The 13,112-nt window shown below is 70.4% G+C and carries 10 protein-coding genes and 1 pseudogene; 4 read left to right on the top strand and 7 right to left on the bottom strand.

Annotated features, from left to right (window positions below):
• Positions 1–25: 25 nt before the first annotated feature.
• Together ABZ880_RS49535 and ABZ880_RS49540 are read right to left on the bottom strand one after the other, a co-directional pair.
• The gene (locus ABZ880_RS49535) at positions 26–1,216 is read right to left on the bottom strand and encodes an acyl-CoA dehydrogenase family protein (RefSeq protein ID WP_361277666.1); all 1,191 of its coding nucleotides are present in this window, start codon (positions 1,214–1,216) and stop codon (positions 26–28) included.
• 209 nt (positions 1,217–1,425) lie between these two features.
• Positions 1,426–3,027: an MFS transporter gene (locus ABZ880_RS49540; RefSeq protein WP_361277667.1), complete on the bottom strand. Its 1,602-nt coding sequence runs from the start codon at positions 3,025–3,027 to the stop codon at positions 1,426–1,428.
• A gap of 261 nt (positions 3,028–3,288) precedes the next feature.
• Here ABZ880_RS49540 and ABZ880_RS49545 point away from each other — a divergent pair, with 261 nt between their 5' ends.
• Together ABZ880_RS49545 and ABZ880_RS49550 are read left to right on the top strand one after the other, a co-directional pair.
• Positions 3,289–4,434 carry a mannosyltransferase family protein gene (locus tag ABZ880_RS49545; RefSeq protein ID WP_361277668.1) on the top strand — a complete coding sequence of 382 codons (1,146 nt, stop codon included), beginning with the start codon at positions 3,289–3,291 and terminating at the stop codon, positions 4,432–4,434.
• Between the two features lie 236 nt (positions 4,435–4,670).
• Positions 4,671–5,696, top strand: coding sequence for a phosphatase PAP2 family protein (locus tag ABZ880_RS49550; protein WP_361277669.1), 1,026 nt, complete (start codon positions 4,671–4,673; stop codon positions 5,694–5,696).
• A 102-nt stretch (positions 5,697–5,798) separates the two neighbouring features.
• Here ABZ880_RS49550 and ABZ880_RS49555 read toward each other — a convergent pair whose 3' ends face one another.
• Positions 5,799–6,014 carry an I78 family peptidase inhibitor gene (locus ABZ880_RS49555; protein WP_275780330.1) on the bottom strand — a complete coding sequence of 72 codons (216 nt, stop codon included), beginning with the start codon at positions 6,012–6,014 and terminating at the stop codon, positions 5,799–5,801.
• Positions 6,015–6,474: 460 nt separating this feature from the next.
• Between ABZ880_RS49555 and ctaD the strand changes: the two are divergent.
• Positions 6,475–8,115 (top strand): annotated as a pseudogene (gene ctaD / locus ABZ880_RS49560) (cytochrome c oxidase subunit I); the annotation flags it as partial.
• Here ctaD and ABZ880_RS49565 read toward each other — a convergent pair.
• Positions 8,045–9,088 carry a YafY family protein gene (locus tag ABZ880_RS49565; protein WP_361277670.1) on the bottom strand — a complete coding sequence of 348 codons (1,044 nt, stop codon included), beginning with the start codon at positions 9,086–9,088 and terminating at the stop codon, positions 8,045–8,047. The pseudogene ctaD and the gene ABZ880_RS49565 overlap by 71 nt on opposite strands.
• A gap of 63 nt (positions 9,089–9,151) precedes the next feature.
• On the opposite strand from ABZ880_RS49565, the gene ABZ880_RS49570 reads away from it, so the two are divergent.
• Positions 9,152–10,285, top strand: a complete 1,134-nt coding sequence (locus ABZ880_RS49570; protein ID WP_361277671.1) for an epoxide hydrolase family protein — start codon at positions 9,152–9,154, stop codon at positions 10,283–10,285.
• Here ABZ880_RS49570 and ABZ880_RS49575 read toward each other — a convergent pair.
• From ABZ880_RS49575 to ABZ880_RS49585, 3 genes are all read right to left on the bottom strand, one after another.
• Entirely contained in the window at positions 10,257–11,069 is an 813-nt protein-coding gene (locus ABZ880_RS49575; protein ID WP_361277672.1) for a hypothetical protein, read from the bottom strand. The genes ABZ880_RS49570 and ABZ880_RS49575 overlap by 29 nt on opposite strands.
• A gap of 82 nt (positions 11,070–11,151) precedes the next feature.
• On the bottom strand, positions 11,152–12,444 hold the full coding sequence (locus ABZ880_RS49580) for an ABC transporter substrate-binding protein (RefSeq protein WP_361277673.1): 1,293 nt from the start codon (positions 12,442–12,444) through the stop codon (positions 11,152–11,154).
• A complete protein-coding gene (locus ABZ880_RS49585) occupies positions 12,413–12,991 on the bottom strand; it encodes a hypothetical protein (protein WP_361277674.1) in 579 nt (192 codons plus the stop codon). Before ABZ880_RS49585 ends, ABZ880_RS49580 begins: the two co-directional genes overlap by 32 nt.
• Between the last annotated feature and the right edge of the window lie 121 nt (positions 12,992–13,112).

The raw sequence follows: 13,112 nt of genomic DNA on the forward strand, positions 1-13,112 counted from the left end.
TCACCGGCCCTGCCCCACGCAGGGTTTACCGGAAGGCGTCGAGCCCGGTGAGCGCCTTGCCCAGCACCAGCTGGTGCATCTCGACGGTGCCCTCGTACGTCAGCACCGACTCGAGGTTGGTCGCGTGCCGCATGACGGGGTACTCGAGCGAGATCCCGTTGGCACCGAGGATCGTCCGCGCCGTACGACAGATCTCGATGGCCTCTCGCACGTTGTTGAGCTTGCCGAAGCTGACCTGCTCGGGACGCAGGCGGCCGGCATCCATCCGCCGCCCCAGGTGATGGGCGAGCAGGATCCCCTTGTGCAGTTCGACCGCCATGTCGGCGAGTTTGGCCTGGGTGAGCTGGAAGCCCCCGATGGGCCGGCCGAACTGCTCGCGCGTCTTGGCGTATTCGACGGCGGACTCGAAACAGGACCGCGCGGCCCCCATCGCACCCCACACGATCCCGTAACGGGCGTGGGACAGACAGCTGAGCGGCCCCTTGAGCCCGACGACCTCCGGCAGTACGGCATCGGCGGGCAACCGCACGTCGTCGAGAACGAGCTCACTGGTCACACTCGCCCGCAGCGACCACTTGTGCTTGATCTCGGGCGCGGAGAACCCGGGGCTGTCGGTGGGTACGACGAACCCGCGGATCCCGTCGTCGGTCTGGGCCCACACCACGGCGACCCCGGCGACGGACCCATTGGTGATCCACATCTTCCGCCCGTTGAGAACCCAGTCACCGCCGTCCCGCTTGGCATACGTCCGCATCGAGGCGGGGTCGGACCCGTGATCGGGTTCGGTCAGCCCGAAGCACCCGATGACCTCACCGGCGGCCATGCGAGGCAGCCACTGCTGCTTCTGCTCCTCGCTCCCGAACCGGTGGACGGCATACATGGCGAGCGAGCCCTGCACGGACACGAGGGACCGGATCCCGGAGTCGGCGGCCTCGAGCTCCAGACAGGCGAGCCCGTACTGCACGGCGCTCGCCCCGGCGCACCCGTATCCGCTCAGCGACATACCGAGCGCCCCGATCCCGCCGAGCTCCCGGGCGAGCTCCCGGATGCCGGGCAGCTCCCCCTTCTCGTACCAGTCGGCGACGTGGGGCAGAACCCGGTCGGCCGCCCAGGTCCGCACGGTGTCCCGGATCGCGAGATCCTCCGGCTCGAGCAGGTCGTCGATGCCGAGGGGGTCGGCGGGGTCGAACGGAGGCAGCTTCGAGGACGCGGACATGGGATCACCCTCCGGCACACATCAAAACTAGCAGTGCTAGTTACGACTTCGGGTCCGACGTTACGTGGCAGTGTCCCGCACGTCCAGTACGCCACCCACCTGCAGTCCGGTGCCGCCTCTGTAGCGCTGTTCGCTCCACCGCGCAGTTCGCTCCGCCGACCAGACATCCACCCCTGACCGCCCCGCACAGGTGGGCGGGTGGGTCGAGGTCAGGCCGAGACGCGGGAGTCGGCCACTTCCCGAGGTGCCGGCAGCTCCACCGGTGCCGCGGCCTCCCCGCAGTGCATGATCCGCGGCAACCGCAGCGCCATCACCGCCCCCAGCAGCAGCAACCCCGCGCTCACCAGCAACGTCACATGCAGCCCGTGCACGAAGGAGTCCCGGGCCGCCCGCCGCAGGGCCACGCCGACCGGCCCGCCCAGGTGCGCGGCAACGTCGTACGCCTCGCCCAGCGAATGCGCCGCCGAGTCCGACGCCGCCGCCGGAACCCCCGGCACCGATGCCAGCCCGGGCGCATACGCCGCGTTCATCACGCTGCCCAGCAGCGCGATCCCGATCCCCGCCCCCAGCTGGTACGAGGTCTCCCCGATCGCGGCCGCCCCGCCCGCCTGCTCGGGCGGCGCCTCGCTCAGCATCGACTCGTACGCCCCGAAGAGCGTCGTCTCCAGACCGAAGCCCAGCAGCATGAACCCGGACACCATCAGCCCGGCGTTGTCCGCCCCGCCCATCACGGTGAGCAGCACCACGGCCCCGGCCGTCAGGCAGAACCCGAAGCACACCATCCGCCGTGGCCCGAAGCGCCGCAGCATCCGCGCCCCGGCCAGCCCCGCCGCCATCGCCGCGAAGGTCAGCGGCAGCAGTCGTAGCCCCGTCTCCAGCGGCGACAGCTCCAGCACCAGCTGCAGATACTGCGCCGCGATCAGCTCCAGCCCGACCAGCGCGAGCATCGCCAGCACGATGCAGCCCACGGCCGTACTGAACGCCGGACGGGCGAACATCCCCAGGTCCACCAGCGGATGCGTACGGCGCCGCTGTCGTCGTACGAAAAGAAACAGCAGCAGCGCGCCCACGACCAGCGGCGCGACGGTGAACACACCGAGCTCGCCACCGCCCAGCCGCTTCACGCCCAGGACGACACCGAACAGTCCGGCGGCCGCCAGCAGTGCGCCGACCACGTCCCAGGGACCGTCGCCGACGCCCCGCGACTCGGGCAGCAGCAGCCGGCCCACCGGCAGGCTGACCAGCATCAGCGGGATGTTGACCAGGAAGACCGAACCCCACCAGAAGTGCTCGAGGAGGAAGCCGCCGAGCAGCGGTCCGACCGCCGCGCCGACCGCGGCCACCGCGCTCCAGACGCCGATCGCGAGCGCCCGCTCACGCCGGTCGGGAAAGACCTGGCGGAGGATCGAGAGCGTCGCGGGCATGATCATCGCGCCGCCGACGCCGAGCAGCGCCCGCGCGAGGATCAGGACCTGCGGGTCGTGGGCGAGGGCCGCGAGACCGGAGGCGATGCCGAAGAGGCCGTAGCCCAGAAGGAGGACTCGTCTGCGGCCGACCCGGTCGCCGAGCGTGCCGAAGAGGATCAGCAGCGAGGCGCAGACGAGCGGATAGACGTCGACGATCCAGAGCAGCTCTATCGCGCCGGGTTTGAGGTCCTCGGTGACGGCGGGGACGGCCACGTGCAGGACGGTCGCGTCGACCGCGACCAGCAGCAGGCTGACGCACAGGACGACGAGGACGACCCAGCGGTTGGCACCGGCCCCGGCCGCCCGACGGCGCAGCGCAGCGGCAGCCGTGGTCGTCCCGGACATGTACGTACCTCCCAGATGTTCCCTCGCGGTCGGCGGGCACATGGGGTGGGGACTCCCCATGCTCTCGGCCGGAGAGGAGCGGTGGTCTCCGGCCCGCGCAACGAAGGCGAGTGACACGTCAGCGTACGCGAGTTCGCGCCACGGTCACGTGGCGGACCTCTCAGACTTCGCACCGACTCGTGTGGCGTACGCCACTCCCCCTCCCCTTCTGGCACGCCCCGCCCGGCCACCCGGTTCCCTCGGCCGTCGATAATCGAGCCCGTGACCGATCTTGCGACGCGTACCGAGCCGGCCCGTGGCACGGCCCTGCGCCGCGCGGCCCCGGCCCTCCTCGGGTACGCGGCCGTGCGCGCCCTGGGCCTGCTCTCCCTGGCCCTGTGGAGCGCGGCCCGCGGCAAGAGCGCGTACACGCTGCTGACGGCCCGCTGGGACGCCCTGTGGTACACGAGGGTCGCCGAGCTGGGCTACGGCTACGAGGTGCGCCTGCCGAACGGCGACGTGCACTCGAATCTGGCCTTCTTCCCGCTGCTGCCCTGGCTGGAGCGGGGTCTCTCGGCCGTGGCCCCGCTGTCGTACGCCGACGCCGGCTTCGTCGTCAGCCTGCTCGCCTCGCTCGCTGCGGCCTGGGGGATCTTCGCGGTCGCGGACCATGTGTACGGCCGTAGGGCCGGAGTGTGCGCCGTGCTGCTGTGGGCCGTGCTGCCCGTCGGGATCGTGCAGTCGATGGCGTACAGCGAGTCACTGTTCACCGCGCTCGCCGCCTGGTCGCTGTACGCGGTCCTGACCGGCCGCTGGCTGACGGCGGGCACGCTGGCCGCCCTGGCGGGCCTGACCCGTCCGGTCGGGCTCGCGGTCGTCGCGGCCGTGTGGGCCGCCGGGATCGCCTCCCTCGTACGGGAGCGAGTGTCACCCGTACGGCGCGTCCTGGCCATGCTCCTCGCCCCGCTCGGCGCCGCCGGCTACGTCCTGTGGGTCGGCCACCGCACCGGCAAGGGCCCGCTCGGCTATCTCGACGTCCAGGCCGGCTGGCGCAACGGCTTCGACGGGGGCGCCGCCTTCGCCCGCTTCGTCGCCGACAAGTTCACGTCGGTCCCGGGCACCCTGGCCGGCATCGGACTGATCGTCGGGGTCGGACTCGTGGTCTGGCTGTACGTCGTCTGCGTGCGGCAGCGCCAGCCGCTCCCGCTGCTGGTGTACGCGGGTGTGGTCACCGCGCTCGCCCTGTGCGCGTCGAGCTACTTCGGCTCGAAACCGCGCCTGCTGCTGCCCGCCTTCCCGCTGCTGCTGCCCCTCGCCCTGGCCCTGGCCCGGCTGCGCACCTCCAGGTCGGCGCTGGTGGTGGGCGGTGTCGCGGTGGCGTCGGCCGTGTACGGAGCGTTCTGGCTGAACGGCTCCGGTCCGCCGTGATCGACTGCCGGATCGATGAGCACCCGGAGAAATCCTCCCCAGCATTCGGTGAACGAATTCAAAAGTCCCACAAAACTGAATCGCCGAATGATCAAAGGAATTGAAGGGAGCGGTCGGCCGACATTGCGGATTCCTTGGAAATAAACCTCCTCCTGAGAGGAATCCCACATCACATCGTCATCACAAAGCACCTGATTCGACGGAGAACTGAGCTCACTCGCTGTAACGTCGATTGGGTGCGTACCGAACGAAACCTCACCCGTCTGGACCGGGTGTTCGCCAGGCTGGACAGGGAGCCGGAACGACCGGCCCACATCGATGTGCCGAAGATGAGCAGGCACCGGGTCGCGTTGCTGACCGGGACCCTGGCCTTCTACCTGGCGATCGTGTGGGCCGTGGTGACCACCTCGTGGCTGGTCCGCTTCGACTGGCAGGTCATGTTCTTCCGGCCCTACCAGCAGTGGCAGGGCATCCACTGGTTCGTCGACTACTACGTCGTCCTCGGCCAGCGCGGCCCGACCGCGGTCATGGTCGCGGCCTGGCTGGGCTGGCGCTCCTGGCGGCAGCACACACTGCGTCCGCTGGTGACGCTCGGCGTCTCGCTGCTGCTGCTGAACATCACCGTCGGCGCCGCCAAGATCGGCATGGGCCGCCTCGGCCCGCACTACGCGACCACGATCGGCTCGAACGAGATGGGCCTGGGCGGCGATATATTCCCCAGCGGCCACACCGCCAACGCCGTCGTGACCTGGGGAATCCTGGCCTATCTGGCCTCCACCCCGCGGGCCCGCCGCTGGCTGTCCGCCCTCTCCGCGGTGACCGCGCTCGGCGTCGGCCTCGCCACCGTCTACCTCGGTACGCACTGGCTGAGCGATGTGCTCCTGGGCTGGGCCGCGGGTCTGCTGATCCTGCTCGCCCTCCCGTGGTGCGAGCCGTTCATCGCGAGCGCCGAGGTCTGGCTCTTCGACCTGCGCGACCGCTGGCGTGCCCGCAAGGGCGCCACGGCACCGGCGGCCCCCGTCGGCTCCCCCGTGCTGCTCAAGCCGCGGACCACCGCCCAGCAGGACGAGGCCGCCGCGCGCGAGACGGTCGGCTCCGCGGCCCGCTCCGCCCGGGCGCCGGTCTACCTCGCCCCGGGGCCGCACACGGCCCGCTCGGAGCGCACACCGGTCACTCCGGTCGGCAGCCGCAGACCACCGCACTCGGACCGCGTCCCGCGCGGCGCGGCGGCCTCCACGGCCCGCCCCCTCACGGGCGGCTGACGTCCCCCGTCCAGGACAGCGGGGATCCGGTACGCACAACCACCCCCGCACACGAAGGCCCCGGTTCCAGGAACCGGGGCCTTCGCCGTCCAGCGGCTGCGCTCAGCCCTTCCAGGCCCGCACCACCCGGCCGTCCTTCACCTCGAAGTTCAGCCGGCCCGTGCGGTACTCCATCGTGATGATCGCCCCCGGTGGCAGCGAGCGCACCGTGGACCATCCGCGCTCACGCGCGCGCCGCTCGGCGCCTGCCGCATCGAGGCCGACATACGCGTCCGGACTGTCCTGGGGCTCCGCCTGCGGAGTGGGTATCGGTGCCATGCCGCCACGCTAGGCCCTGCCCGGCGGCCAGGGAAGCCGGGCTTGCCCCAAGGGCCTCGCGTCCCTCTCCGGTCACGCTTCTGTCACAGGATCACGACACACGTTTCCGCGGCCGAGACATCAACTGCTGCGCAGTGGGACGTCACACGTACGGGCGGTTCCGTACGCCTTACGCAGGCAATCGAACGTAATTCCCGCGTGTCGCGAGGGCTCCTGGAAAAGCCCGTCGGAAAGTGCCGTGAGAACTGCCTGCGGGCGCCCCCGGAGTTCTTTCCCGGCCGATTCCGGGCGGGCCCTCGGAAGCTGACACAACATGGGAAATGCACGGTTCCAGCACAGAACCCCCGCACGCCCCCTGTCGGAGCGCGCGGCAGCGCGAGCATCATGGCGTGAGCTCGCGGGCATGCGTGGCGCGGGCTTCGGCGGGCCCGGGCGCGACGAGCGAAGGGGCGAGCGAGCGATGTGGACCCAGACGGCGCAGGCGGCGGCGCGACCGGTGCGGACCAAGGAGCACGGCCGGCTGATCGTCGACTGGCTGACCACCACCGACCACAAGAAGATCGGGCATCTGTACCTGATCACGTCGTTCTTGTTCTTCCTGGTCGGCGGGGTGATGGCGCTGCTGATGCGCGCCGAACTCGCCCGGCCGGGGCTGCAGATCATGGACAACAACCAGTTCAACCAGCTGTTCACCATGCACGGCACGATCATGCTGCTGCTCTTCGCGACCCCGATGTTCGCGGGTTTCGCCAACGAGCTGATGCCCCTGCAGATCGGCTCCCCGGATGTCGCCTTCCCGCGCCTGAACATGCTGTCGTACTGGTTCTTCCTGTTCGGCGGTCTGATCGTGCTCGGCTCGCTGATCGTGCCCGGCGGCCCCGCCGCCTTCGGCTGGTTCGCCTACGCGCCGCTCAACAGCGCGGTGCGCTCGCCCGGTGTCGGACCCGACCTGTGGATCATGGGGCTGGCGCTGGCCGGCTTCGGCACGATCCTCGGCGCGGTCAACTTCATCACCACCATCATCGGGATGCGCTGCCCCGGCATGACGATGTTCCGGATGCCGATCTTCGTGTGGAACACGCTGTTCACGTCCATCCTGATCCTGATGGCGTTCCCGGTGCTCGCGGCGGCGCTGCTGTGTCTGGAGGCGGACCGGCGGTTCGGCGCGCAGGTCTTCGACTCGGCCAACGGCGGCGCGATCCTGTGGCAGCACCTGTTCTGGTTCTTCGGCCATCCCGAGGTGTACATCATCGCGCTGCCGTTCTTCGGCATCATCACGGAGATCCTCCCCGTCTTCAGCCGCAAGCCGCTCTTCGGCTATCTGACGCTGATCGGCGCGACGATGGCGATCACCGGACTGTCGGTGGTGGTGTGGGCGCACCACATGTTCGTCACCGGCGCGGTGCTGCTGCCGTTCTTCTCCTTCATGACCTTCCTCATCGCCGTGCCCACCGGTGTGAAGTTCTTCAACTGGATCGGCACGATGATCAAGGGCTCACTGTCCTTCGAGACGCCGATGCTGTGGGCGTGCGGCTTCCTGGTGACGTTCCTGTTCGGCGGTCTGACCGGGGTGATCCTCGCGTCACCGCCGATGGACTTCCACGTCTCGGACAGCTACTTCGTCGTGGCGCACTTCCACTACGTCGTCTTCGGCACGGTCGTCTTCGCGATCTTCGGCGGCTTCTACTTCTGGTGGCCGAAGTTCACCGGGAAGATGCTCGACGAGCGGCTGGGGAAGATCCAGTTCTGGACGCTGTTCGTCGGCTTCCACACCACGTTCCTGGTGCAGCACTGGCTGGGCGCGGAGGGCATGCCGCGCCGGTACGCCGACTATCTCGCCACGGACGGCTTCACCGCGCTGAACACGGTGTCGACGATCGGCGCGTTCCTGCTCGGCATGTCGACGCTGCCGTTCCTCTACAACGTCTGGAAGACCGCGAAGTACGGCGAGAAGGTCGAGGTCGACGACCCCTGGGGCTACGGCCGCTCCCTGGAGTGGGCGACCTCCTGCCCGCCGCCGCGGCACAACTTCACGACGCTGCCCCGGGTCCGCTCCGAGTCCCCGGCGTTCGACCTGCACCATCCCGAGTTCGCGGCGATTCCCGAGGAGCCGCACGGAGCAGAGCCCGGGACAGCCGGTCCCGAGCGGTCCTGATCGCCTCCGTGAGCTCGGCGGGCTCCAGCACCTCGAACTCGAAGCCCATCAGCATCACGTGAATCACCATCACATCCAGGCTCGCGGCCCCCGTGCGCAGGATGCAGCTGCCCGGGCCCTCCGCCTCCAGCTGCCCCGCGGAGGGCGAGACGCGCTCGGCGGCCTCCTCCAGGGGGACGAACAGGCGGACGACGGCGTGCGAGGCGTACGCGCGCGTGGAGACGCCCTTCGAGACGTACGCGGCGAGGTCCTCGGCGGGCGGGGTGCGCGGCGCGAAGCGCGGACCGTGCGGCGGCTTGGGGGTGATGCGGTCGACGCGGAACGTGCGCCAGTCGTCGCGGTCCAGGTCCCAGGCGACCAGGTACCAGCGGCGCTCGGTGCACACCAGGCGGTGCGGTTCGACGGTACGGCGGGTGGGGGCGCCGTCGTGACTGCGGTACTCGAAGCGCAGGCGCTCGGAGTCCCGGCAGAGGTTGGCGAGCTCGGTCAGGACGGCCGGGTCGACGGCGGAGGGCCGGGGGCCGCGCAGCATCGGCACGGTGAAGGCGTTCAAGGCACCCACGCGCCGCCTCAGCCTGCCGGGCAGCACCTGCTCCAGCTTGGCCAGGGCCCGTACGGAGGTCTCGCCGATGCCCTCGATGCCCTGCCCGGCGGCCGTGCGCAGGCCGACGGCCACGGCGACCGCCTCGTCGTCGTCCAGGAGCAGCGGGGGCAGCTCGGCGCCCGCGCCCAGCTGGTACCCGCCGCCGGTGCCGGGGCTGGCGTTGACGGGGTAGCCCAGCTCGCGCAGCCGGTCGACGTCCCGGCGGACGGTGCGCGGGGTGACGCCGAGGCGGTCGGCGAGATCGGCGCCGGACCATTCGCGGTGCGCCTGGAGGAGCGAGAGCAGACGCAGGAGTCGTGCCGAGGTCTCCAACATGGGGCCGAGTCTGCCAGGAATTGCGGACAGTAACTGTCCGCAAGGGCTCCTAGCGTGGGATTCATGGCAGACAACAGCGTGCACAGCTTCCGGATCGACATCCCTCAGTCGCAGCTCGACGATCTGCACACCCGCCTCGACCTGACCCGCTGGCCGGACGAACTCCCGGGCGCGGGCTGGGAGTACGGCGCCTCGCTGCCGTACCTCCGCGATCTCGCGGCGTACTGGCGCGGCGCCTACGACTGGCGCAAGCACGAGGCCGCCCTCAACGAGATCCCCCAGTACGTCACGGAGATCGACGGCGCCCAGGTGCACTTCCTGCACGTCCGCTCCCCGAAGCCGGACGCGCTGCCGTTGATCCTGACGCACGGCTGGCCGGGCTCGGTCGTGGAGTTCCTCGGTCTGACCGGCCCGCTGAGCGAGGACTTCCACCTGGTGATCCCGTCCATCCCGGGCTTCGGCTTCTCCGGGCCGACGCGCGAGAAGGGCTGGAACGTCTCACGGACCGCACGTGCCTGGGCCGGGCTGATGCGCAGGCTCGGCTACGAGCGCTACGGCGCCCAGGGCGGCGACCTGGGCGCGCTGATCTCCCCCGCGCTCGCCCGGATCGCACCCGAGTCGGTGGTCGGCGTCCATGTGAACGCCGCGTCGGTGGGCTTCATCCCGCTGGGCCCGGTCGACGAGAAGGCACGGGAGGGGCTCGACGACCGCGAGCTGCAGAGCCTCGCCAAGATCGCCGAGTTCACCACCGACGGCTTCGGTTACAACGTCCTGCAGTCGACCCGCCCGCAGACCCTCTCCTACGCGCTGGCCGACTCGCCCGTCGGCCAGCTCGCCTGGATCATGGAGAAGTTCCAGGCGTGGACGCACGGTTCGGCCGAGCTGCCCGAGGACGCGATCGACCGCGACACGCTCCTGACGAACGTGATGCTGTACTGGCTGACCGGCACGGCGGGCTCGGCGGCCCGGATGTACTACGAGAACAGTCATGTCGCGGACTGGTTCCCGACGGCGCCCTCCGGTGTGCCGACCGCGGTGGCGAACTTCGCCGAGGACGTCGCGATCCGCCGCTGGGCCGAGCAGACCAACACCGTTGTGCGCTGGACGGAGTTCGACCGCGGCGGCCACTTCGCCGCCCTGGAGGTCCCCGACCTGCTGACGGCCGACGTCAGGGAATTCTTCCGGTCACGGCGGTGACCGACACCGACAGGTCGTTGTCCCGCGTGTAGTACGGACCGGCCTCCACAGGGCCGAACGACGCGTCCACGCGCACGCGTGGATACGTGAACACCGGTTTCTTGTCGGCCACGTCGTCGAGCAGCCGCGCGATCCGCACCGCCGGCCCGGCCTCGCCCTCGGGCCGCAGCCACAGGTCCCACACGCCCGGCTCCAGGGCGCCGTAGACCACCTTGAAGCGGAAGTCGGTGCGGTCGGCGAGGACTTCGGTGCGGCGCTCGGGGACGGATGCGTGCCGGCCGCGGAGCTCGGCGTACGCCTGCGGGCCGATCCCGGTGCCGTACACGCGGCCCTGCACGGTCAACACGCCCTGCTTGATGCGCAGTTCGCCGGCCTCGGCGTGCGGGGCGCGCAGCCAGCTGCGGACGGTGAGGTTGCCCTGCCGGGTCGCGTACGGGATGCGGACGGCGACGTGGCCGCGGGAGCCGCTGGGCGTGCGGGCGGCGAGCGAGCGCAGGTCGGTGACGCCGGGCACGAGGCGGCGCGGCTCGCCGGCGTCCACGCGCGCGTAGGCGTCCCAGCGGCCCTCGGGGAGGGCGACGATGCTGGGCAGCGCGGCGCGCAGCCGGCCGTCGGCGGCCGGAGTGAGGGGGAGGTACACCTCCTCGTGGCCGTCGCGGCGACGCAGCACCAGCAGAGCCGTGGCCGTCTCCCCGACCGCGAGGACGTCGAAGGTCAGGCCGCCCGCGGAGTCGGCGATGCAGTCGGCGCGCAGCGGTGTGGACTGCGGAGCCAACGTCGTCATGCGGTACGGATCCCCCCTCGGGTCTGTGCTGTTCGGTTAGACCGGCGACCTGGCCCTTTGGTTGCGTTCCGTGCCCGAGGATCTACGGCTCGTAGGCCAGCTGCGGTACGTCGAAGCAGGTGCTGTTCATGTCGCCCTGCGAGACCCAGCCCTTGCCGTCCTGCCAACGGGCCACCGACAGACAGGTCCTGCGGGTCTTCGGCGGCTCGGCCAGCCGCTCGAACACGACGGGGACGAGGAGGCCGTCGGCGGTGTAGTTCTCACTGCGGTTCATGAAACCGTCCACGCACGCGCGCGTGATGCCCGTGCTCGCACAGGACTTGGCGGCGTCCGTGAACCACATCGCGGCCGCCCAGCCCTCCAACTGCCACTGCGAGTGCGTCTTCAGGCCCTTGGTGGCGTCGCGGAACTCCCGTACGGCAGCGTTGCCCGTGTCCGCGTAGTTCCGGCTGGAGCCGGTCGCCCAGAGGGCGTTGCGGCAGCGCGGGGAGTCCTTGTAGTCGTCGGGGACGGTGGACGCCCAGTTCTGGACGTTCGTCACCTTGGCGATGACCTTGGCGCCGACCTCGTCCATCGCCTTGCACAGCTGGGCGTTGCCGTGGGTGTCGATCGCGTCGAAGACCAGGTCGGCGCCCTGCTCCTTCAAGTCGGCCGCGGCGGCACGGAAGTTGGGCAGCGCGAAGTCGACCTGCTCGGTGACCACCTTGTAGCCCTCGGCCTCCAGACCGCGCTGGACGAGCCGTGCGTAGGCGGCGGAGGACGACTGGTTGTAGGACACGACGGCTGCCGTACGGGCGCCCTTCTCGCGCTTGAAGTAGCGGTAGACCTCGGTGCCGCCGTACAGCTCGCCGTCCCAGCCGGGAGTGCCGTTCCTGGGCGCGAGGCTGCCGTAGATGCCGTACAGGTGCGGCCAGGTGTCGTAGGCGGCGCCGATGGGCTGGCCGCCGATGTCGGGCACGCGCGCGTGGGAGACGCGGGAGGCGCCCGCGTAGTCGAGGGCGGTCGTCGCGACCAGGGCGACCACCTTGTCCTCGTCGAGCAGCCGGTGCACGCACGTGTTGTTGCCGACGCCGCTGCCGCCGTCGTCGCACTCGCGCACCTCGACCCGGTGGCCGTCGATGCCCCCGCGCGCGTTGAGGCGGTCGAAGTACGCCTTGGCGCCGTCCTGCGGGCCAGTGAAGGTGTTGCCGCCGACCGGGCTGGTGGCGCTGGTGACGATGCCGACGCGCAGCGGTGTGCTGTTCTGCGTGGGCGCGCGCGTGTCGTGCTCGAAGTCGCTCTCCGGCAGACGGCTGCCGCAGGCCGTGCCCACAAGGAGCAGCAGAGCCGCGGCAACCGCGTGCTCAGCAGCCCGGGGCCGGCGAACCGGACGCATCGCCGCTCAGCTGGACCAGCGCGCACAGGGTGTTGACGGACACCTTCCAGGTGCCGTCCTGCTCGACCGAGGTCCCGGACGCCTTCGGCAGGGCGGTGGCGCCGTTCAGGGTCAGGGCGTATGTCACGGTCGCCTCGTCCGCCTTGGTGAACTCGATCGTCTGGACCTTCGCCTGCACCTGCCCGCCGCGCTTGTCACCGCTGAAGGCCTTCAGGACCGGCGCCATCTGCTCGCCGTTCTCGAGGACCTTCTGCTTCTCCGCCAGCGAGGTCTTGGGGTCGAAGAACTTCTGCCAGTTCTTGGAGATCTCCTGCTTGGCCGCCGCCGGGTCCGCGGGCGCGGTGGCCGGCGGCGCGCTCGTCGTCTTCTCCACGGACGGAGTGGGCGGCGTGCTCTCGCTCCCACCACCGCTGTCGTCACTGCAGGCCGCAAGGACCGGGGCGAAGATGAGAACAAGGGCGGCCGCAAACGCCGTGCCCCGTCCCGCCGCCCTTGGGCCGCGCCCCCTTGTTGCTTTCCCCCGCCTGAGGTCGCTCCCGAGAACCATCTGGCTCACCACCGGGTGTCGGTCCGGGCAAGGTGCGCCCGGTGCTTTCAGGGTCAGCTTCCAGAAGGCATAGTGCAAGCCATTGGCTGACATGGACAGACACACGACGTGTGTGAACGGA

Origin of the sequence: Streptomyces sp. NPDC047043, from assembly GCF_040644055.1 — a bacterium.
Lineage (GTDB): Bacteria > Actinomycetota > Actinomycetes > Streptomycetales > Streptomycetaceae > Streptomyces.